The sequence below is a fragment of the Arthrobacter sp. P4_H3 genome, assembly GCF_056400885.1.
This window is the reverse complement of record NZ_JBFUKK010000003.1, coordinates 152,562-171,572: the sequence shown is the minus strand read 5'-3', so window position 1 is coordinate 171,572 and position 19,011 is coordinate 152,562. Positions and strand designations below refer to the sequence as shown.

Genomic DNA, 19,011 nt, shown 5'->3' with positions numbered 1-19,011 from the left:
TCGGTTCATCAAGTGCTTCAAGTCTGTCGTGGTCCCTTGTACCCTCACAAGACCGATCAAGTTAAGCCCACGTAAAATGCATGCGACGGATGCCAAACCGGGATCCGTCCAATGCGCAGAGGAGCTCGTCATGACCAAACTGTCAGATCGACCCAACACCGCCTTGATGGTGATCGACGTCCAGAACGGCGTCGTGGCCGGGGTGCACCAGCGCGATGAGGTGGTGGCCAACATCGCCACGCTCGTGGACAGGGCCCGCGACGAAGGAGTGCCGATCGTCTGGGTCCAGCATTCGTCCGAGCAGCTGACGAAGGGGAGTGAAGCCTGGGAGTTCGTCCCGGAGCTGAAACGCCAAGAATCGGAACCGCTGGTGCACAAGTCGTTCGCGGATTCCTTCGAGGACACCGACCTGGAAGAGGTGCTGGCCGGGGCCCGGATCGGACGCCTGGTTGTGGCCGGCGCGCAGACGGACGAATGCATCCGGTCCACGATCCATGGGGCCTTTGTCCGCGGCTACGACGTGACGCTCGTCGGTGACGCTCATACCACCGAGGACCAGAGTGAGTGGGGCGCTCCGCCGCCGGACAAGGTCATCGCACATACGAACCTCTACTGGAAGTACCACACGGCCCCGGACCGGACTGCCGCGGTCGAGGACACAAAGGACGTGACTTTCGCGGGCTGAGGCGGACAACCGGGTCCCACGGACGCGGACCACCGGCCGGATTGGCAGAATAGGAACCGGCACAGGCCTCAAGAGGAGGCTTCGGGACTGAGTTGGGTGGAGCCGTGGTGGAAGTTGACGTCGTTGTGGTCGGCGGAGGGGCGATGGGGTCTGCTGCCGCGTGGCAGCTTTCCCGCCGTGGCCGGTCTGTTGTCCTTCTGGAGCAGTTCGAGCAGGGGCACCACATCGGTGCTTCCCATGGTGCGACCCGCAATTTCAACATGGCGTACGCGGAGGCCGACTATCTCGACCTGGTTGCCGAGGCCAAGGATCTCTGGGACGAGCTCGCCGTCGAATCGGGCAGGCAGCTCCTGGACCTCGTGGGCCTAGTGAATCACGGCAACGCTAGCCGGCTGCAGGACGTCCGCTCGGCGCACGCCGAGCGGGGCATCGAAAGCCACTTCATTTCGGCGTCGGAGGCGGCCAGCCGCTGGCAGGGCATGAACTTCCGGGGCGACGTCCTGGTGGTTCCCGGCTCGGGGCGTGTCCGGGCCGCCGAGGCCCTGGTGGCGCTGCGCCAGGCCGCGGAGGCACACGGCGCGCGCTTCGAGTATTCGACGCCGGTCCGTGACATCCGCGTCGCCGGCGACGACCGTGCCGTCGTCGTGACAGACTCAGCCGAGATCACCGCGCGCCGCGTTGTGGTCACCGCCGGAGCTTGGACCGGCAAGCTTGTGGCAAACCTGGTCAGTCTTCCAAGGCTCGTGGTGACGCAGGAGCAACCCGCGCATTTCACGCCGCTGGACGACTCGCTGGTCTGGCCCAGCTTCAACCACAACCCCGACCCGGACGATCGCCGGGACTCTTACTGGTACAGCCCGGTTTACGGAATGCTCACTCCGGGTGAGGGGATCAAGGCCGGCTGGCACGGCGTGGGGCCGGTGACCGACCCTGACGCCCGCAGCTTCATCCCCGAACCGGTCCAGCTGGAGGCGCTGGCGCGGTACGTCCGTGAGTGGCTCCCGGGCGTTGATCCGGCATCGGCTGTTCCGATCAGCTGCACGTACACCAGCACCGCCAACGAGGACTTTGTGCTGGACCGCTCTGGCCCGGTTGTCGTCGGCGCCGGCTTCTCCGGGCACGGTTTCAAGTTCACTCCGGCAGTGGGCCGGGTGCTTGCGGACCTGGCGGACGGCGGTGCTGCACCGGCCCGCTTCACAGCCCGCCGCTAAGGCCCTGGCCGGCGGTCAGCAGGCCGGAACCCGCTACAGAGGGTACCGTTGGATGACATGTGCAACGGTCGGCTGCTTCTCTGCGTCCTCGCGGTGCTGTCCGTCGTCGCCGCCGGTATTCTGGCTTTGGCGGTGCCCGCAAGCGCTGAGCCGTGTCCTGACAAACAGGTTCCGGCTGCCGCTGGAGGGTTCTGCGTGAAAGGCGGCCCGCCTTCCCCGGCGCCCACATCTCCGGCGTCTTCCCCGGCTGAACCGGACAGCCCCGGACCCGGGCAGGGTGGAGCACGTCCCGCCGAAACCCGGCCCGTTGTCACCGGGTCCGGCGCGGAAAGCGTGCCGTCCCAGGGAGCCGTGACCGGCCAGGGATTGTCGCCGACGCCAGCCTCGTCCGCCGGAACGCAGCCAGCTGCAGCCCTGGCTACCCCGCCGGCGATGACGCCTTCGCCGCTGTCCCGGTCCGCCCGGACGTTGGCAGCGGCAGCGCCGGGTTCCAGCAGGGCTGAGCAGGGGGCCGTCCCCGTGGCCGGATACCTGATTGCCATCGGCGGCGGGATGCTGCTGCTCTCCTCAGTTTTTGGTTTTATGAGGATCCGCCCCGGTGCCCAGGCCCGGTCATGATGCCCGCAAATGCCGTGGACGACCTCACGGAGATAGCCGGCTTCGCTGCGCGCGGCATCGACGCAATGGGCGAGTGGGGCGTGGGCCTCTTTACGCTTGCCGAAACCATCATTCCGCCCATCCCGAGCGAGGTGATCCTGCCGCTGGCCGGGTTTCTCACCAAGCAGGGGACCATGAGCCTGGGCCTCGTATTTTTCGCGAGCACCCTCGGCGCGTACGCCGGTGCATTGCTGCTGTACTGGCTCGGCGCCAGACTGGGCCTGGAACGCGCGATCAGCGCACTGTCCAGGCTTCCCCTGATGGACCGCGAGGACTTCGAAAAGGCTGCGGACTGGTTCCAGCGCCACGGCAAGTCGGCGGTGTTCTTCGGCAGGTTCTTCCCCGGGGTGCGCAGCCTGATTTCCGTCCCCGCCGGTGCAGGGAGGATGAACCTGGCCACCTTCAGCGTGTTCACGATTGCCGGCAGCGGGCTGTGGAATGCCCTGCTGATCGGTCTCGGTGTTCTCCTCGGGGCCCAGTACAGGCTGATTGAGGAGTACTCCAAGTACCTCAACTACGCCGTCTATGCCGCGATTGCGGCCACCGTTGCGTGGTTGTCGGTCAGGGCGTACCGGCGGCAGCGGGAGCGGGTCGGCCAGAACGGGCGCTAGGCTGTGGAGCCGCGGACAACCAGCGAACTCTCCAGCGTCACCTGCGGCTGGTCCAAGGGGCGGCCCTCCATGAGGAAGCGCAGTTGCTCGCCGGCCTTCAGCCCCAGGGGAGTGGCCGGGAGGTGCACGCTGGTCAGGCTGGGATTGCTGGTCGCTGAATACGGCAGGTCGTCGAACCCCGCCACCGCCAGTTCTTCGGGGATCCGGACTCCCGCGACGCGGGCTTCCTGAAGCACGCCATAGGCGTGCGTGTCGGTGCCGCACACGACGGCGGTGACACCTTGCCGCTGCCACTGCGGCCAGGCGACGGCGAACGCGCTCGCCGCTGTGCCGACGTCGATCGTGGTGCTGATGATGCATCCGGGCGGCACTGAAATCCCGCGTTCCGAGGCCTCCTTGAGGAAGGCGCTGCGCCTCACCTCGAAGGTGGCCGTGCCGGTCACGCTGTCCACATAGGCAACACGTTTGTGCCCCGAAGCGGCCAGGTGCGACGCCAGCTCCCGTGCGCCGTGCGCCACATCGAGGTTCACTGACGGGGCGTAGCCCTCCAGCCCCGGGGCGTCGAGCAGCACCAGGGGACCGGCAGCGGACAGCTCCTCCAGGAACTTGGCGTTGGGGGCGTCCACCAGCAGGCCGGCGGGCCGGAGAGCCATGAGCCTCCGGACGTCGTCGGCCTGGGGGAACTCGCCGGCGTCGGTGACGGACAGCAGCAGCTGATAGTCGGAGCCAAGGGATTCCCGCACGCCGGCGATCACTTTGGCAAAGAACGGGTTGGAAATATCCGGCGCCACCAGGATGACTATCGAGCTCACGCCCTTGGCCAGTGAGCTGCCAATGCCGTCCACCACATAGCCCAGCTCCGCAATGGCTTCGCGCACGCGGGAGATGTTGTCCTCGGAGACGCGGCCGCGGGTCTTGCCGTTGGCCACCAGGGATACGGTGGCTGTCGACACCCCGGCGCGGGCGGCAACCATCGCCGCGGTAACCCGCTGCCCTGATACCCGCTGCGATGAGGCCCTCGGCCCCGCGGCCGGTTGCCGTTGAATGTGCTGCGCGGATTCCATACCTCGATCGTAGTCGGCGCACGCCGCTGTCGTTTCTCGTCATACCCCGTCTGGCATCAAGCGCTTAACGTAAATTACGTTAAGCGCTTGACGTGAGCGCCAGGGAAGTGCCATGATCACCCTGATTGTTTTAGCGCCCTGCTGAACGCCCGGCCCTTCGGGCAAGCCCCAATGACGTGGAGATAGACGTGTACCCCAACCCCGTGAACCCTGACCGCAAGAAGATCATCCTGGACTGCGATCCGGGCCATGACGACGCCGTGGCGCTGCTGCTGGCGCACGGCAACCCTGACATCGAGCTGCTTGCTGTTACCACTGTGGTGGGCAACCAGACCCTCGAAAAGGTCACCCGCAACGCCCTCTCGGTAGGCACAATCGCCGGAATCACGGGTGTCCCGTTTGCCGCCGGCTGCGACCGTCCGCTGGTGCGGACCATCGAAACGGCGCCGGACATCCATGGCGAAACCGGCATGGACGGCCCCGCCCAGCCGGAGTCCGCCATCGAGCTGGATCCGCGCCACGCCGTCGACCTCATCATCGACACGATCATGGCGCACGAACCGGGCACCGTGACCCTGGTCCCCACCGCCGGGCTCACCAACATCGCCATGGCCGCCCGCAAAGAGCCCCGCATTGTTGAACGCGTCAAGGAAGTCGTCCTCATGGGCGGCGGCTACCACGTGGGCAACTGGAGCGCCGTGGCCGAGTTCAACATCATCATCGACCCCGAAGCCGCGCACATCGTGTTCAACGAGAAGTGGCCCGTCGTGATGGTGGGCCTGGACCTCACCCACCAGGCCCTGGCCACCCCGGAGGTTGTTGAGAAAATCGCCGCCGTGGGTACCACGCCGGCCAGGTTCGTGATGGAACTGATGGAGTTCTTCACCAAGACCTACAAGGACGCGCAGGGCTTCGACTACCCGCCCGTCCACGACCCCTGCGCCGTCGCCTATGTGATCGATCCGAGCATCGTCACCACGCGGAAGGTCCCCGTGGACATCGAACTGCAGGGCAGGCTGACCCTCGGGATGACCGTAGCGGACTTCCGGGCCCCCGCGCCCGCTGACTGCAACACCTCTGTCGCCGTCGACCTGGATCACGGACGGTTCTGGGACCTCGTCACCGACGCGCTGATCCGGATCGGCGAACCGGGCGAACTCCGGCAGTCCGAACATGCCGGTGCAGCAGCCGGAGGGGTCAAGTAAATGGCCACCGTCACTGAAACCAAGACCACCCGCGGCAACGTGACCGCCTTGATGATCGCCCTGCTGGCCGCCTGCGTGGCCTTCCAGCTCAACGCCTCCATGCTCAGCCCGGCCCTGGTGACCATGGGCAACGAGCTCAACACCGACCAGGCCGTCATTGGCCTGTCCCAGACGTGGTTCTTCACCGCGGCCGCGCTGTTCTCCCTGTTCCTGCCGCGCCTGAGCGACATCATCGGCCGGAAGAAGATCCTGATCGGCATGATGCTGCTGATGGCCGTCGGTTCGGTCATCGCCGCGCTGGCGCCGGACGTCACCTGGCTCTTTGTTGGCCGCATCATCCAGGGCGTCAGCGGGCCTACCGTGCCGCTGTGCCTGATCATGCTGCGCTCCGCCGTCAGCAACCCGCGCAAATACGGCACACTCATGGGCCTCATCACGGCCGTCAACGGCGGCGTGGCCGGTGTGGACTCCTTCGTGGGCGGCTACTTCGCCGAGCACTTCGGCTTCCGCAGCATCTTCTGGCTCATGGTGGTCCTGGCGCTCGTGGCCACGGCCCTGGTGGCGCTCCTGGCCGGCGAAAGCAAGCCTGCGGCCGGCACCACCATGGACTGGCTCGGCGTCTTCTTCATCGTGGTCGCCGTCGGCGCACTGCTCACCGCCCTCAACGAGGGCTCCAAACTTGTCGGCGGCTTCTCCGCGGGCACCCTGATGCTGGCTGTCGCGCTGGTGGCGGTGGCCGCCGCGGCCTTCTTCGCCTTCTGGACCGTTGAGAAGCGCTCCAAGCAGCCCATGGTGGAAACAGTCCATCTGCGCCAGCGCTCCACCTGGGCTCCCTTGCTGACCACCACGCTGACCATGACCGGAATCTTCGCTGTCATCAACGGCATCGTGCCCGCCTACGTGCAGGCGGCCGCTCCCGGTTTCGGCGTGGGACCCACCGAAATGTCGCTGATCATCCTGACCCCATACGCGCTGCTCGGCTGGCTGGTGGGCCCCATCAGCGGCAGGCTCGCGCCGGTGCTGGGCTACACCAAGGTGCTGCGCATCGGACTGCTGGGCAGCATCGCCGCTCTTGCCCTGATCGCCTTCTTCGGCCTGGGCAGCCTGCCAATGATGATTGCCGGAACGGTATTGCTGGGCATCATGTACGCCGGTACGGTCAACATCATGCTGAACGGACTCGGAGTTGTGCTCTCTCCTGCCGGAAACCCGGGATTCCTGCCCGGAATGAACGCGGGTGCCTTCAACCTGGGCGCCGGCCTGAGCTTCCTGGTGCTGCCCGCCGTGCTGGTGGCAACCTCGGCCCTCGGCGACCCCAAGGCGTCCTACCTGACCGTCGTGGTTGTCGGGCTGGTCATTACCGTGGCGGCCTTCGGCGCCTCGCTCCTGATCCCCAAGCCGGTTGAGGCCGAGGTGGCCGAATGAGCGCCGGGACAGCCGGAACGCGCGGCCGGATTGTCGTTGTCGGGTCCCTCAACGCCGACCTGACCATCTACTGCGAACGCCTCCCGCTGCCCGGGGAGACGGTCCACGGCACCGGGTTCGCCGTCAACCCCGGCGGCAAGAGCGCCAACCAGGCCGTGGCGGCCAGCCTGCTGGGCGGGGCAGTCAGCCTTGTCGGCGCAGTGGGGGACGACGCCAACGGCGAGATGCTCCAGTCCTCCACCGCAGGGGCCGGCGTGGACATCTCGCACGTGCGCACTTCCCAGTCCGCCGCCACGGGCGTCGCCGTCATCGCCGTGGATGCGCGCGGCGAGAACAACATCATCATTTCCGCCGGGGCCAACGGAACCCTCGCTCCGGCCGACGTCGCGGCGTCCGCGGACGCGTTCGACGGCGCCTCCGTGGTGTGCCTCTGCCTCGAGGTCAGCCTCGAAACAGTGGAAGCCGCTGCCCGGACGGGGCGCGACGCCGGCGCAACAGTCCTGCTGAACCTCTCGCCGTACGGCGAGATCCCGCAGAGCCTGGCGGACCTGACCGACGTCCTGCTGGTCAACGCCCATGAGGCGTCGCTGTTTCTGGGTTCAGGGGGCGCGGGTTCCGAGGAGATGCCGGGCGCCGAAGCGGACGACGTCGCGTGGGACCGCGTGCGGCAGCGGTTCGCCGAGCGCGGGCTGCAGCGGGTGCTGGTCACTTTGGGGTCGAATGGGTCCGTGGTCCTCGACTCGCAGGCCGCGGGAGACGGACGGGTTAGTAGGATCGCGCCCGTCAGGGTCAACGCCGTGGACACCACGGGTGCGGGGGACGCGTTCACCGGCGCAGTGGCCGCACGGATTGCCGCCGGTGATCCGCTGGCCGAAGCTGCCGCTTTTGCCTCTGTAGCTGCGGCGCTGGCCGCCACCCGCAAGGGCACGCAGGCCGCCTACGCCGGGGTCGCGGATGTGGAGCGGATGCGGGCGTAGTCCAGCTACTCCCCGTGCACCTCGGCCTGCTTCTGCTCGGACCGGTCCAGGTAGGCCAGCAGCAGCTCGGCGGCGAGGTCCAGCTCGCCGGCCTCCAGGGCAACGCAGATCTCCTCGTTGTCCTTGAGGTAACCGCTGTAGAAGTGCGCGTCCATCGTGGCCTTGTGGAAGAACAGCCGCATCTCGGCCAGGACCTGGGACATGATGGTGTTCAGCCGGCGGCTTCCCGCCAGGGCCACGATCGCTTTGTGGAAGTGCTGGTTTGCCGTACCCAGCCCTTCGTCGTCGTTCGCGGCAGCCGCAACCTTGCCTTCCTCCACCGCCGCGCGGACGGCGCCCACCGCTTCGGGGCTGCCTCCGCAGCGGATGGCGCTGACCTCGATGACCCGGCGAACGGTGTAGACATCGTGGATATCACCCGCTTCCAGGCTCGCCACAAAAACCCCGCGGTTGGGGTGCCGGACCACCAGCCGTTCACTCGCGAGCTCGGCAAAGGCCTCACGGACGGTGTTGCGGGAAACGCCAAGGTCCTCCGCGATTGTGGATTCGGTCAGCCTTGCTCCCGGGAGAAGGATCCCTTCAGCCAGCTGCAGCCGGAGCTCATCAGCAACCCGGTCGGCCACTGACGGCACGGCTACACGCAGCCTCGCTGCTGCGGGGGACGTGCCTCGGATTGCTGTTTCTGAAGTGGCCATACTCCAGAATTTACACGATCGTCACATCGTTGAATCGAAGGATTGTTGAACAATCGCTAAATTTGGTGCATCCTAGTAGGAGTAAATCAATGAGACGAGGATCACAATGGTTAGCATGGACCTGAATAGCGACGTAGGAGAATCCTTCGGTCGCTGGAGTCTGGGCGACGACACGGCGATGTTCAAGTCCGTGTCCAGCGCCAACGTTGCCTGCGGTTTCCACGCGGGCGACCCTTCCGTCATCCGCCGCACCTGCCGCGAAGCAGTGCAAGCCGGCGTGATGATCGGAGCCCACGTGGGCTACCGCGACCTCTCCGGCTTCGGCCGCCGTTTCGTGGACGTGGATCCGAACGAACTGGCGGACGAGGTGGTCTACCAGATCGGCGCCCTGCAGGCACTGGCCGCCGCCGAAGGCGGCCGCGTCCGCTACGTCAAGCCGCACGGCGGCCTGTACAACGCGATTGTTTCCCACACCGCCCAGGCGCGCGCCGTCGTCGACGCCGTCAGGTCGGTCGATCCCGGACTGCCCATCCTTGGCCTGCCCGGCTCTGAGGTGCTGCGCCTCGCTGAAGCCGCTGGACTCCGCGCCGTGTCAGAAGCCTTCGCGGACCGCGCCTACAACCCCGACGGCACCCTCGTCTCCCGCTCGCTCCCCGGAGCCGTCCTGCATGACCCGGCCGAAGTGGCCGAACACGTCCTGCGCATGGCCACCGACTCCGCCATCCGCGCCGTGGACGGCTCCATCCTGAAAATCAATGCAGACAGCATCTGCGTCCATGGCGATTCCCCCGGGGCCGTTGCCATGGCTGTGGCAGTCAAGGCTGCGCTTTCCGACGCCGGCATCACTATCACCGCGTTCGTCTAAACCGCGTTCGTCCGACCCCGTTAGCGTTCCGCGGAGTAGACAGCTCCGCCGTATAGCCGCTCCAGCAACGGCACCCCCACCCAGCACGCAGGCAGCACCACCGCACACCTGAAGGAAGACCATGACTACACGCCACACGGCCGCCCGCACCGGCCGGAAAATCCCGCCCGGAGCCCTGAAAGCGTACGTCGCCAGCCTCACCGGCACCTCGCTGGAGTACTACGACTTCGCCATCTACTCCGTGGCTTCGGCCCTGGTCTTCCCCAAGATCTTCTTCCCGGGCAACGACGAATTCGTCGGCCTCCTGCTCTCCTTCTCCGCCTTCGCGGTGGGTTACCTGGCACGTCCCATCGGCGGCGTGATCTTCGGCCGCCTAGGGGACAAGATCGGCCGCAAGCACGTCCTGGTGGTGACGCTCCTGCTGATCGGCATCGCCACCGTGCTCATCGGCCTGCTGCCCGACTATTCCGTGATCGGCGTCGCGGCCCCCACCATCCTGGTGCTCCTGCGCCTGGCCCAGGGCATCGGCGTCGGCGGCGAATGGGGCGGTGCCGTCCTGCTTTCCAGCGAATTCGGTGACGCCAACAAGCGCGGCTTCTGGTCCTCCGCCGCCCAGATCGGCCCGCCCGCCGGCAACCTGATGGCCAACGGTGTCCTGGCCGTGCTGGCCGCAACGCTCAGCACCGAGGCCTTCCTCTCCTGGGGCTGGCGCGTGGCCTTCCTCGCCTCCGCGCTGCTGGTTGTCTTCGGCCTGATCATCCGCCTCAAGCTTGAAGAAACCCCGGTGTTCAAGGCGATCCAGGCCCACGGCGAACAGCCCAAGGCCCCCATCACCGAGGTGTTCCGCAAGGAACCCCGCGCCCTTGTGGCCGCCGCCCTCTCCCGCGTCTGCCCCGACATCCTCTACGCGCTGTTCACCGTCTTCGTGGCCGTCTACGCCACCAAGGAACTCGGCATGACCACGGGCAACGTCCTCACGGCCATCCTCATCGGCTCGTCGTTCCAGCTGTTCCTGATCCCGCTGGCCGGCGCCCTCACGGACCGCTTCAACCGTCGCCTCGTCTACGGCATCGCAGCTGTGGGCACCGCCCTCTACATCCCGCTGTTCTTCCTCATGATCGAGGGCAAGTCGGTGCTGATGCTGACCATCGGCGTTGTGATCGGCCTGGCCTTCCACGCCTTCATGTACGGCCCCCAGGCCGCCTACATCACCGAGCAGTTCCCGGCCCGGCTGCGCTACGCCGGCAGCTCGCTGGCCTACACCCTGGCCGGCGTGATCGGCGGCGCCGTGGCTCCGCTCATCTTCACCGCGCTCTACGCAGTCTCCGGTGACTGGTACCTGATCGCGGCGTACCTCCTGGTGGCCTCCGCCGTGACGGTTGTGGGCCTGGCCCTCGGCCGGAACCCGCAGACCGCCGAAGAAGAGCGTCTCCTGGCGGACACCCACGCCTAAGCGCCGCGGAAACCTGTTCGGCGCAAACCCAGTTCAAGCACTGCCAACGATGGAAGCGGTAGCAATGGAAACCCTGACCGTGCACAAGGTCCTCTCGGTACGGCCCGTGGGAACGCGGGCGGTGCTCGCGGAGCTTTCCGGAACCCAGGACGTCCTCGCCCTGCAGACCCTGCTCCTCGAATCGCCGCTGCCGGGCCAGCAGGACGTGCTGGCGGCCGCGCAGACCGTTATGGTCCGTGCGGAGTCGCCGGCGGCGGCCCGCCGCATGGGCGACCTCCTGATGGATCTGGACCTCACGGCTCCGGTCCGGCGGGACGGCGGCCTGGTGTACATCGATACCGTGTACGACGGCGAGGATCTCGCCGAAGTGGGACGGCTTACGGGCCTGGGAACTGAGGGTGTCATTGAAGCCCATACCGGCCAGGTCTGGACGGTGGCTTTCGCCGGGTTCGCGCCGGGGTTCGGCTACATGGTGGGGGAGAACCAGGTGCTGGAAGTGCCGCGCCGGAGCTCACCGCGGACCGCTGTGCCCGCCGGATCGGTGGCGCTGGCAGGCAACTATTCGGCCGTGTACCCGCGCAAGTCCCCGGGCGGCTGGCAGCTGATCGGCCGGACCGGGGCCCGCATGTGGGATCTCGACCGGGCCGAGCCGGCGCTGGCAAGTCCTGGCCACCGGGTCCAGTTCCGTGCTGTCCGCGATGTTGTGACCATGGCGCCGGAGCCCGCAGCGTCCGGGGCGGCGCCTGACTCCACCGTGCCGGCCCGGGAACCTGCCTCAGGGCTGCGGATTGTTTCACCCGGACTGCAGAGCCTCATCGAGGACCTCGGCCGGCACGGCCACTCCGCGCTGGGTGTCTCGGCGGCCGGTGCGCTGGACCGGGCTTCGCTGCGGCGGGCCAACCGGCTGGTGGGCAACGCCGCCTCGGCCGCAGCCATCGAAAGCGTCGCCGGCGGACTCAGGGTCCAGGCCGTCGGGGACCAGGTCGTGGCCGTTGCAGGGGCGCCGTCGGCGCTGACCGTCGACTCGCCGTCGGACGCTGGATCAGACTCTGACACGGACGAGCCCGCACGCCAGCGCACCGTTCCCATGGCCACCCCGTTCGCCCTGCTCGACGGCGAGATCCTGACCCTTGGCGCGCCGGAGGCGGGCTTCCGCAGCTACCTTGCGGTCCGCGGCGGTGTGGACGCCGCCCCGGTACTGGGCAGCCGCTCCACGGACACCATGTCCGGCATCGGGCCGGCGCCGCTTGCCGCCGGCCAGGTCCTGGCATCCGGCGACGTCACCGAATCCGGCGTTGTGGGCCATCCCGAACTCCAGCCGGACCTTCCCGGGGACGGCGTCACGGTTCTGGACATCGTGCTGGGTCCGCGCGCCGACTGGTTCGACGAGGCCGCCCTTGACTCCCTCTGCGGGCAGGACTGGGTAGTGAAGCCCCAGTCCAACCGTGTCGGCATGCGCCTGGACGGCGCGCCGCTGGAACGCAGCCGGCAAGGCGAACTGCCCAGCGAAGGCACCGTGGCCGGAGCCATCCAGGTCCCGCCCGAAGGCCTGCCTGTGCTCTTCCTGGCCGACCATCCGATCACGGGCGGCTACCCGGTGATCGGCGTGGTGGTGGACCACCAGCTCGATCTGGCCGCCCAGGTGCCGATCGGCGGCAGCATCCGCTTCCGCCGTGCCTCCGAACAGACTTCCCCTGAACAGACTGCCCCCGACCAGACTTCCCAAGAAAAGTGAGTAACTGATGCGCAAGGTCCTGATCGCCAACCGTGGTGAAATCGCCGTCCGGATTGCCCGAGCCTGCGAGGACGCCCAGCTGGAATCCGTCGCCGTCTATGCGGACATCGACGCCGATGCCATGCACGTCGGTGCCGCCAGCGAAGCCTTCAGCCTGGACGGGAACTCCCCGGCTGACACCTACCTGAACATCCCCAAACTGCTGGAGATCGCGGCAAGGGCCGGAGCGGATGCCGTCCACCCCGGCTACGGCTTCCTGTCCGAGAACGCCGATTTCGCCCAGGCTGTACTCGACGCCGGACTCGCCTGGATCGGCCCCACCCCGGAAGCCATCCGGCAGCTCGGCAACAAGATCACCGCCCGCGAGATCGCCGTCCGCGCCGGAGCCCCGCTCGTGGCCGGCAGCGACGGCCCCGTGGACACCGCTGCGGAGGCCCGCACCTTCGCCGAACAGCACGGCCTCCCGATTGCCATTAAGGCGGCCTTCGGCGGCGGCGGCCGCGGGCTCAAGGTGGTCCGGAACATGGACGAGATCGAGGAAGCCTTCGACTCCGCCGTCCGCGAGGCCGTGGCGGCGTTCGGACGCGGCGAATGCTTCGTGGAGCGCTACCTGGACCGTCCGCGCCACGTCGAGGCCCAGGTCCTGGCGGACACGCACGGCAACGTCGTCGTCGTCGGAACCCGCGACTGCTCCCTCCAGCGCCGGCACCAGAAGCTCGTCGAGGAAGCACCCGCACCGTTCCTCAGCGACCACCAGCGGCAGCAGATCTACGACGCCGCCAAGGCAGTCTGCCGGGAAGCCGGCTATTCCGGCGCCGGCACCGTGGAATTCCTGGTCGCTGCCGACGGTACTGTGGCGTTCCTCGAGGTGAACACCCGGCTGCAGGTGGAGCACCCCATCACCGAGGAAACCACCGGGATCGACCTGGTCCAGGAGCAGTTCCGGATCGCCGCCGGGGAACGCCTGCGCATCACCGCGGATCCCGAGCCCCGCGGCCACTCCTTCGAGTTCCGGCTCAACGCCGAGGATGTGGGGCGCGGCTTCCTTCCCTCGCCCGGCACCATCGCAGAATTCCGCGGCCCCACCGGCCCGGGCATCCGCCTGGACACCGGCGTCCGCTCCGGCTCCTTCGTCGCGCCGCAGTTCGACTCCCTCCTCGCCAAGCTGATCGTCACTGGCGCGGACCGCCAGCAGGCCCTGCGCCGGGCACGCCGCGCCCTGGCGGAAATCGAGATCACCGGGGTGGCCACCGTGCTGCCGTTCCACCGCGCCGTGCTCGAATCCCCGGACTTCACCTCCGAGACCGGGCTGGGCATCCACACCCGCTGGATCGAAACCGACTTCGCGGACCGGATCCCGGCCGATCCCGGCTACAGCACCGACGTGCCCGACGGCGAACGCCGCACCATCACCGTTGACGTGGACGGCCGCCGCCTGGCCGTCGGCCTTCCCGCGGACCTGCTGGACGGCTGGGCAAGCTCCGGCGGGGCCCTCCCGGCCGGGGTCTCGGTGGATTCCGACGGCGACGCTGCCGCCGCCGATCCGGGGGAGCTGCGCGCCGACATGGCCGGAACCGTGGTGAAGTGGCTCGTGGAGCCGGGCGCCGAAGTGTCGGCGGGGGACGCCGTCGTCGTACTTGAAGCGATGAAGATGGAAACCCAGGTCGCGGCGCACCGCGACGGAACGGTGAGCGGGATCCGCACCAAAGCCGGCGGTGTGGTGGCTGCCGGAGCGGTGCTGGCGCTGATCGGCTAGGCGCACCAGGGGGACCAAATACCGTGGCGCCGGCCGTGGTTCGGGAGGACAATGCGACACGTTAGCCAAAACGTCGAGCGCTCCAGGAATCAGGTCCGAACTGTGGATGAACCAAGTGCAAACGAGAAGGTAGTCAACCGGCTGATCGCATGCATCAATGACCGGCACGTTGAAATCATGGACGAGCTCTTTCATGACGATGCGGTGATGCACTGGCCGCAGTCCGGCGAGCTTGTGCGCGGCGCAGACAACCGCCGGGGAATCTACAACGCCTTCCCGCAGCTGCCCACCATCACGCCGCGCCGGCTGACCAGCGGCGGAGATCTGGTGGTTGCCGAGGCGCTGCTGGATTACGGCGGACCGCAGTATGAAACGGTATTCATCTTTGAATTCCGGGACGGCAGGATTTCCAGGGAAACGGCCTACTGGAGTGAGTCGTTCGATGCGCCGGAATGGCGCGCCCAGTGGGTCGAAAAAACCTAGCGTACACTCCACTGCGCCGGCGGGCGGTCCTCATCAGGCCGATTCGCGGATCACTAGTTCGGTGGGGATGGTGTTGGCGGCCGTTGTGCCGGTTTAGCGGACTGCGGCTTCGCTGGCCGGTTCATCCAGCGGCATCAGCGTCAGGCGTGTCGATTGCAGGACAGTGCCCAGCAGCGAGCGGGCCGACAGCAGCAGGTCGCTTACCTCGGAGCAGGACAGTTCATAGAACAGCCTGCCGTCCTGGCGCGAGGGGATGACCAGGCGCTGGCGGCGCAGGACGCCAAGGTGCTGGGACAGATTTGACGGTTCCAGGCCGGTGCCGTCGCGCAAGCGGCTGACAGCCACGGGGCCGTCGGCGAGCATCTCCAGAAGCTGGATCCGGGCAGGGTGGCCCATGGATTTAAAGAGTTCGGCCTTCACATCACTCAGGACCAGACCTACGGGCAGATCGTCCTTCATCGGGCCTCCCTCCTTACCTCCAGTGCACGGCACAAGGCCGGCGTTTCAACGATTAAAAGACTAGGGCAGACAGAAAGGTCTGTCTTGCATCCACGTCATTTAGCTCGATGTCCATGTCCATCGTAGCCCCCGGACGAGTCCGGGCGGCGGGGCGTTTTCAATTCGTGGCCACCCCTTGCGCGGACGGGTGTAGTAGTTCAGACTTTCATGAATTCATCAAATCGCACCAGCCGTCCACAGACGGCAACACATGGATGGATTCAGGCTGCTTCCGCTGACAACGGCGTCACCGGGGGTGACATGATCCCAAGTTTCAGGAGGGCTCAATGGCAGGCATGTTCGAACTATTCGCCGACTCGGATTCTTACTTTAGGTTTCGACTGACAGCTCCGGACGGAACAGTCATGGCGCTCTCCAAGCCCTTCCCGGACAAGCGTGCCGCAGTTGCAGGCATTGCTGAGGTGCGTGAGTACGCAGGGATGGGCTTTGTCACCGAAATCCCGGCACCGGCCACGGAAGGCATCACGGACGCAACGTCCGCCGAATTAGCAGCTGACCCGGCAGTGGGAGGGGATTCCGCGGAAAAGCGGAAAGCCATTCCGGCCGGATCGTTCAATCCCGCCCGGCTCCCGCGGGCACGGATCTCCTCTGCAGCGCGCGCCCTCGGCGGGCGGGCAGCCAGCCGGAAACAGCAGATTCTGGTTCGGTGGCGGCAAACGTTACGGCCGGGAGCCGCCGTCGCCGATCTCCGTGCGTGTTGACTTCCGTGGACGCGCCGGGAGCCCCGCAGGCGTACCACAGTGCCCTGGCTGCGTCTGATTGCATCGTCGGGACGATCCGTTTCGACGTGGCCAGCGGAAAGTTGGACTGGTCCGAGGAGCTCTACCTGATTCACGGCTACAGCCGCGGGGAGATTGTTCCAACCCTCGATCTGTTCCTCTCACACAAGCATCCGGATGACCGGACACGCAGCCGTGAGACTTTCAACCAAGTAAGCAGCACCGGAGGCCGCTTCTTCACGTACGACAGGCTCATCGACGCCCGCCTGCGGGAACACAGGATCCTGACCACCGGGGAGGGCGTGCTGGACGACTGCGGAAGGCCCAGCCACATTGATGCCTTCGTCATTGACCTTACGAGGACCCTGCAGCGCGAGTCGGAACTGTTTGCCCGGGCCGCCGTCGCGGCAGCCAACGCCAGCCGCAGCACCATAGAGCAGGCCAAAGGCATCCTGATGGGCGCCCTGCATATCGGTTCGGAGGAGGCCTTCAAACTGCTCGTCAGCAACAGCCAGCACTGCAATGTCAAGCTGGCGCGGACGGCTGCTGACCTGGTGGACCTGGCCAACAACTCCAAGGACCCCGCCGTGCTGGACGGTTTCATCCAGGCCCTCCACCGCGGCCCTGTCCGGCACCGGTCCAGGGTTATCGGCACGAACCGCCATCACGGGCGTCGGCCGCAGCGCTCCATGTAGCCCTGCGGAAAGCCGCTATGGCCAACAGGGGCTTCGTTTAGGGCGCACTAACATCATGCGTTCCTCCCGCCGCATGTAAAATTCCTACTACGATGACTGCCGAAGATGCCAACCGCGCGACGTTGTTGCCCGTACAGGCAATGGCGGGCCGCGACGACCCAGTGGATCGCATTCTTGCCACCGCTTATGAGCTGTTCTCCCGCCGCGGGATCCGCGATGTTGGGACCAATGAACTCATCAGCCGGTCCGGCGTGGCCAAGGCAACGTTCTATCGGCACTTCCCGTCCAAGGACGCCCTTGTCCTGGCCTTCCTGGCGCTCCGCGACCAGGTATGGACCGTGGACCTCATCGTCTCGGAAGCCCGCCGGCGCGGCAACACCCCCGAAGAACGGCTGTTGGCTGTCTTCGATGTGTTTGGCGACTGGTTCCACCGTGACGACTTCGAGGCCTGCACGTTCATCAACGTCCTCCTCGAAATGGGTCCCGAACATCCGCTGGGAAAAGCGAGCATCGGCTACCTGAGCAGGATCCGCGGCCACATCGAGGCCCTTGCGGAGGAGGCCGGGCTGAACCGCACCGAGGAATTTGCGCGCTCCTGGCACATCCTGATGAAGGGTTCCATCATCTCGGCCACTGAGGGGGACTTCCTCGCGTCAAAGCGGGCGCAACAGATGGCCGGCTGGCTCATTGAGCACCACCGCAGCTGACGAACACGGCTACTGACTCATACCGCAACTGAGGAACACAGCCACTAAGGAACACCAACGGGCGCCGGGAGGTCCCCGCGCCCGTCAGCGGTGCTGTCCTGTGCGGCTAGTAGTCCTGGATTCCGGCACTGCCAACTTCACTGTCGCGCAGCGGGCGCCGGGCCAGCCAGGCGGCAACGATTGCGCCTGAGATGTTGTGCCACAGCGAGAACACTGCCGAGGGCAGCGCGGCCAGCGGGCTGAAGTGCGCGGTTGCCAGCGTGGCGGCCAGTCCGGAGTTTTGCATGCCCACCTCGAAGGCCAGCGCACGGCGCGCCTTGTCGTCCAGGCGGCCCAGCTTCCCGGCCAGGTAGCCGAGGCCGAGGCCGAAGCCGTTGTGCAGCACAACAGCGAGGAAGACGATGCCGCCGGCGGCCACAATCTTGCCGGCACTGCCGGCCACCACGATCGCTACGATCAGGGAGATGACGACGGCGGACGCCCAGGGGAGTGCCGGAAGGACCTTTGCGACGAGCTTCTTGAGGAAGAGCCGGGCAAGAAGGCCGGCAACCACCGGCAGGAGCACGGTCTTGACGATATCCAGGACCATCCCGCCGGCGTCGATCTGGAGGAAGGACCCTGCCAGGAAAAGGACCAGCAGGGGCGTGACGATGGGAGCGATCAGCGTGGAGACGGACGCCACCGCCACCGAGAGCGCGACGTCCCCCTTGGCCAGGAACGCCATCACATTGGAGGCCGTTCCGGACGGTGCGCAGCCCACGAGGATGAGGCCCACGGCCAGTTCCGGCGGGAGGTTGAGCGCCACGGCGATCAGCCAACCCGCGCCCGGCATGATCACGTAGTGGGCCACAATGCCCAGCACCACTGCCCAGGGCCGCTTGACCACGGACGCGAAATCCGGAGGGGTGAGCGTCAGGCCCATGCAGAACATGATGATGCCCAGCAGGTAGGGGACGCTGGGGCCCATGCGTTGAAAGGCACCGGGCATCAGGAAGCCGGCGATGCCTGCGACCACCACCAGGATCGGGAAGACGGTCACCGCAATGCGGGCGATCTTCGCCTCCGCAGCCAGCGCAGGATTGAGCGGCGCGGCATCAGCCTCGGTGCCGGCCGCCGGGTTTTCGTGGGGTTTTGTTGCCTCGAGCATCCAATAATGCTCACACCCGGGCGGCTAGTCCGGCCAATTCATGAACAGACGTCTGACATTTATGTCGGACCCAACTGTCGGATCCCGCATCTATTCCTTGGGCTACTCCTGCTGTGCTTTACTCCTGCTGTGTTCTTTCCTGCGGAGCTCTGCTGTGATCGGCGATATGCGCCGTGGCCGCGTGCTCGCGAATCTCGGTGACGCCGGACGCGGCTGCTGTGCTGTCACGGTAGACGCCCGATTCGGCCAGGATGTTGCCTGCGCCGTTGATGAGCCGGATGCGTACGCCGCCTTTTTCAGCGGCGACAAATTCGAATTTTCCTGCCATGCTGTTTCACTCCCCCAGGGTGGTGCGCCTGCAATATGGCCGCAGAACTGCTCCCGCAACAATTCTAGATGACA

20 protein-coding genes are annotated in these 19,011 nt (G+C 66.7%); 15 read left to right on the top strand and 5 right to left on the bottom strand.

The genetic code is table 11. The features are described from left to right. The first annotated feature begins 130 nt into the window (after positions 1–130). The 4 genes from AC1DRE_RS05985 (at position 131) to AC1DRE_RS05970 (ending at position 3,164) form a co-directional block, all read left to right on the top strand. Positions 131–685 (top strand): cysteine hydrolase family protein, encoded by a 555-nt coding sequence (locus tag AC1DRE_RS05985; RefSeq protein WP_476983764.1) that lies wholly within the window; start codon positions 131–133, stop codon positions 683–685. Between the two features lie 107 nt (positions 686–792). Beyond that, on the top strand, positions 793–1,896 hold the full coding sequence (locus AC1DRE_RS05980; protein ID WP_476983763.1) for an FAD-dependent oxidoreductase: 1,104 nt from the start codon (positions 793–795) through the stop codon (positions 1,894–1,896). Positions 1,897–2,247: 351 nt separating this feature from the next. After that, positions 2,248–2,514, top strand: a complete 267-nt coding sequence (locus AC1DRE_RS05975; RefSeq protein ID WP_476983762.1) for a hypothetical protein — start codon at positions 2,248–2,250, stop codon at positions 2,512–2,514. Then, complete coding sequence (locus AC1DRE_RS05970) at positions 2,511–3,164, top strand: DedA family protein (RefSeq protein WP_476983761.1); 654 nt, start codon at positions 2,511–2,513, stop codon at positions 3,162–3,164. Before AC1DRE_RS05975 ends, AC1DRE_RS05970 begins: the two co-directional genes overlap by 4 nt. Here the strand turns inward: AC1DRE_RS05970 and AC1DRE_RS05965 are convergent. Next, on the bottom strand, positions 3,161–4,138 hold the full coding sequence (locus AC1DRE_RS05965) for a LacI family DNA-binding transcriptional regulator (RefSeq protein WP_476983890.1): 978 nt from the start codon (positions 4,136–4,138) through the stop codon (positions 3,161–3,163). The genes AC1DRE_RS05970 and AC1DRE_RS05965 overlap by 4 nt on opposite strands. Before the next feature lie 266 nt (positions 4,139–4,404). On the opposite strand from AC1DRE_RS05965, the gene uriH reads away from it, so the two are divergent. The 3 genes from uriH to AC1DRE_RS05950 are packed head-to-tail and all read left to right on the top strand — an operon-like array spanning position 4,405 to position 7,835. Beyond that, positions 4,405–5,433 carry a uridine-preferring nucleoside hydrolase UriH gene (uriH, locus tag AC1DRE_RS05960; RefSeq protein WP_476983760.1) on the top strand — a complete coding sequence of 343 codons (1,029 nt, stop codon included), beginning with the start codon at positions 4,405–4,407 and terminating at the stop codon, positions 5,431–5,433. Then, on the top strand, positions 5,434–6,858 hold the full coding sequence (gene uriT, locus AC1DRE_RS05955; protein WP_476983759.1) for a uridine transporter UriT: 1,425 nt from the start codon (positions 5,434–5,436) through the stop codon (positions 6,856–6,858). It begins immediately after the preceding gene. Beyond that, positions 6,855–7,835 (top strand): ribokinase, encoded by a 981-nt coding sequence (locus AC1DRE_RS05950; RefSeq protein WP_476983758.1) that lies wholly within the window; start codon positions 6,855–6,857, stop codon positions 7,833–7,835. The genes uriT and AC1DRE_RS05950 overlap by 4 nt, the downstream gene beginning before the upstream one ends. A 5-nt stretch (positions 7,836–7,840) precedes the next feature. On the opposite strand, the gene AC1DRE_RS05945 is transcribed toward AC1DRE_RS05950, so the two are convergent. Continuing rightward, on the bottom strand, positions 7,841–8,530 hold the full coding sequence (locus AC1DRE_RS05945) for a GntR family transcriptional regulator (RefSeq protein WP_476983757.1): 690 nt from the start codon (positions 8,528–8,530) through the stop codon (positions 7,841–7,843). A gap of 106 nt (positions 8,531–8,636) precedes the next feature. Between AC1DRE_RS05945 and AC1DRE_RS05940 the strand changes: the two genes are divergently transcribed. The 5 genes from AC1DRE_RS05940 to AC1DRE_RS05920 all read left to right on the top strand — a co-directional run bounded on the left by AC1DRE_RS05940 (position 8,637) and on the right by AC1DRE_RS05920 (position 14,822). Continuing rightward, positions 8,637–9,395 (top strand): LamB/YcsF family protein, encoded by a 759-nt coding sequence (locus AC1DRE_RS05940; protein WP_476983756.1) that lies wholly within the window; start codon positions 8,637–8,639, stop codon positions 9,393–9,395. 121 nt (positions 9,396–9,516) lie between these two features. Continuing rightward, the gene (locus tag AC1DRE_RS05935; RefSeq protein WP_476983755.1) at positions 9,517–10,848 is read left to right on the top strand and encodes an MFS transporter; all 1,332 of its coding nucleotides are present in this window, start codon (positions 9,517–9,519) and stop codon (positions 10,846–10,848) included. A 49-nt stretch (positions 10,849–10,897) separates the two neighbouring features. Then, positions 10,898–12,583 (top strand): 5-oxoprolinase subunit B/C family protein, encoded by a 1,686-nt coding sequence (locus AC1DRE_RS05930; RefSeq protein WP_476983754.1) that lies wholly within the window; start codon positions 10,898–10,900, stop codon positions 12,581–12,583. A 7-nt stretch (positions 12,584–12,590) separates the two neighbouring features. Continuing rightward, positions 12,591–14,339 carry an acetyl/propionyl/methylcrotonyl-CoA carboxylase subunit alpha gene (locus AC1DRE_RS05925; RefSeq protein WP_476983753.1) on the top strand — a complete coding sequence of 583 codons (1,749 nt, stop codon included), beginning with the start codon at positions 12,591–12,593 and terminating at the stop codon, positions 14,337–14,339. Between the two features lie 102 nt (positions 14,340–14,441). Beyond that, positions 14,442–14,822, top strand: coding sequence for a nuclear transport factor 2 family protein (locus AC1DRE_RS05920; protein ID WP_476983752.1), 381 nt, complete (start codon positions 14,442–14,444; stop codon positions 14,820–14,822). A gap of 93 nt (positions 14,823–14,915) precedes the next feature. Here the strand turns inward: AC1DRE_RS05920 and AC1DRE_RS05915 are convergent, their stop codons facing one another. Then, positions 14,916–15,281 (bottom strand): ArsR/SmtB family transcription factor, encoded by a 366-nt coding sequence (locus AC1DRE_RS05915; RefSeq protein ID WP_476983751.1) that lies wholly within the window; start codon positions 15,279–15,281, stop codon positions 14,916–14,918. Positions 15,282–15,685: 404 nt separating this feature from the next. Between AC1DRE_RS05915 and AC1DRE_RS05910 the strand changes: the two genes are divergently transcribed. The 3 genes from AC1DRE_RS05910 (at position 15,686) to AC1DRE_RS05900 (ending at position 17,462) form a co-directional block, all read left to right on the top strand. Continuing rightward, positions 15,686–16,042: a hypothetical protein gene (locus AC1DRE_RS05910; protein WP_476983750.1), complete on the top strand. Its 357-nt coding sequence runs from the start codon at positions 15,686–15,688 to the stop codon at positions 16,040–16,042. Then, complete coding sequence (locus AC1DRE_RS05905; protein WP_476983749.1) at positions 16,036–16,755, top strand: PAS and ANTAR domain-containing protein; 720 nt, start codon at positions 16,036–16,038, stop codon at positions 16,753–16,755. The genes AC1DRE_RS05910 and AC1DRE_RS05905 overlap by 7 nt, the downstream gene beginning before the upstream one ends. A gap of 140 nt (positions 16,756–16,895) precedes the next feature. Next, positions 16,896–17,462 carry a TetR/AcrR family transcriptional regulator gene (locus AC1DRE_RS05900; protein WP_104175557.1) on the top strand — a complete coding sequence of 189 codons (567 nt, stop codon included), beginning with the start codon at positions 16,896–16,898 and terminating at the stop codon, positions 17,460–17,462. Positions 17,463–17,568: 106 nt separating this feature from the next. On the opposite strand, the gene AC1DRE_RS05895 is transcribed toward AC1DRE_RS05900, so the two are convergent. After that, on the bottom strand, positions 17,569–18,609 hold the full coding sequence (locus tag AC1DRE_RS05895) for a bile acid:sodium symporter family protein (protein WP_476983748.1): 1,041 nt from the start codon (positions 18,607–18,609) through the stop codon (positions 17,569–17,571). A gap of 118 nt (positions 18,610–18,727) precedes the next feature. Further along, positions 18,728–18,937, bottom strand: coding sequence for a DUF1508 domain-containing protein (locus AC1DRE_RS05890; protein WP_476983747.1), 210 nt, complete (start codon positions 18,935–18,937; stop codon positions 18,728–18,730). Positions 18,938–19,011 lie beyond the last annotated feature (74 nt).

Excerpts from the sequence above, each read along its gene's own strand:
- AC1DRE_RS05965 (WP_476983890.1), bottom strand. The coding sequence starts at position 4,138 with ATGGTTGCCGCCCGCGCCGGGGTGTCGACAGCCACCGTATCCCTGGTG.
- AC1DRE_RS05930 (WP_476983754.1), top strand. The coding sequence starts at position 10,898 with ATGGAAGCGGTAGCAATGGAAACCCTGACCGTGCACAAGGTCCTCTCG.
- AC1DRE_RS05950 (WP_476983758.1), top strand. The coding sequence starts at position 6,855 with ATGAGCGCCGGGACAGCCGGAACGCGCGGCCGGATTGTCGTTGTCGGG.
- AC1DRE_RS05935 (WP_476983755.1), top strand. The coding sequence starts at position 9,517 with ATGACTACACGCCACACGGCCGCCCGCACCGGCCGGAAAATCCCGCCC.
- AC1DRE_RS05890 (WP_476983747.1), bottom strand. The coding sequence starts at position 18,937 with ATGGCAGGAAAATTCGAATTTGTCGCCGCTGAAAAAGGCGGCGTACGC.
- AC1DRE_RS05910 (WP_476983750.1), top strand. The coding sequence starts at position 15,686 with ATGGCGCTCTCCAAGCCCTTCCCGGACAAGCGTGCCGCAGTTGCAGGC.
- AC1DRE_RS05900 (WP_104175557.1), top strand. The coding sequence starts at position 16,896 with ATGGCGGGCCGCGACGACCCAGTGGATCGCATTCTTGCCACCGCTTAT.
- AC1DRE_RS05895 (WP_476983748.1), bottom strand. The coding sequence starts at position 18,609 with ATGCTCGAGGCAACAAAACCCCACGAAAACCCGGCGGCCGGCACCGAG.
- AC1DRE_RS05985 (WP_476983764.1), top strand. The coding sequence starts at position 131 with ATGACCAAACTGTCAGATCGACCCAACACCGCCTTGATGGTGATCGAC.
- uriT (WP_476983759.1), top strand. The coding sequence starts at position 5,434 with ATGGCCACCGTCACTGAAACCAAGACCACCCGCGGCAACGTGACCGCC.
- AC1DRE_RS05970 (WP_476983761.1), top strand. The coding sequence starts at position 2,511 with ATGATGCCCGCAAATGCCGTGGACGACCTCACGGAGATAGCCGGCTTC.
- AC1DRE_RS05925 (WP_476983753.1), top strand. The coding sequence starts at position 12,591 with ATGCGCAAGGTCCTGATCGCCAACCGTGGTGAAATCGCCGTCCGGATT.
- AC1DRE_RS05940 (WP_476983756.1), top strand. The coding sequence starts at position 8,637 with ATGGTTAGCATGGACCTGAATAGCGACGTAGGAGAATCCTTCGGTCGC.
- AC1DRE_RS05945 (WP_476983757.1), bottom strand. The coding sequence starts at position 8,530 with ATGGCCACTTCAGAAACAGCAATCCGAGGCACGTCCCCCGCAGCAGCG.
- AC1DRE_RS05915 (WP_476983751.1), bottom strand. The coding sequence starts at position 15,281 with ATGAAGGACGATCTGCCCGTAGGTCTGGTCCTGAGTGATGTGAAGGCC.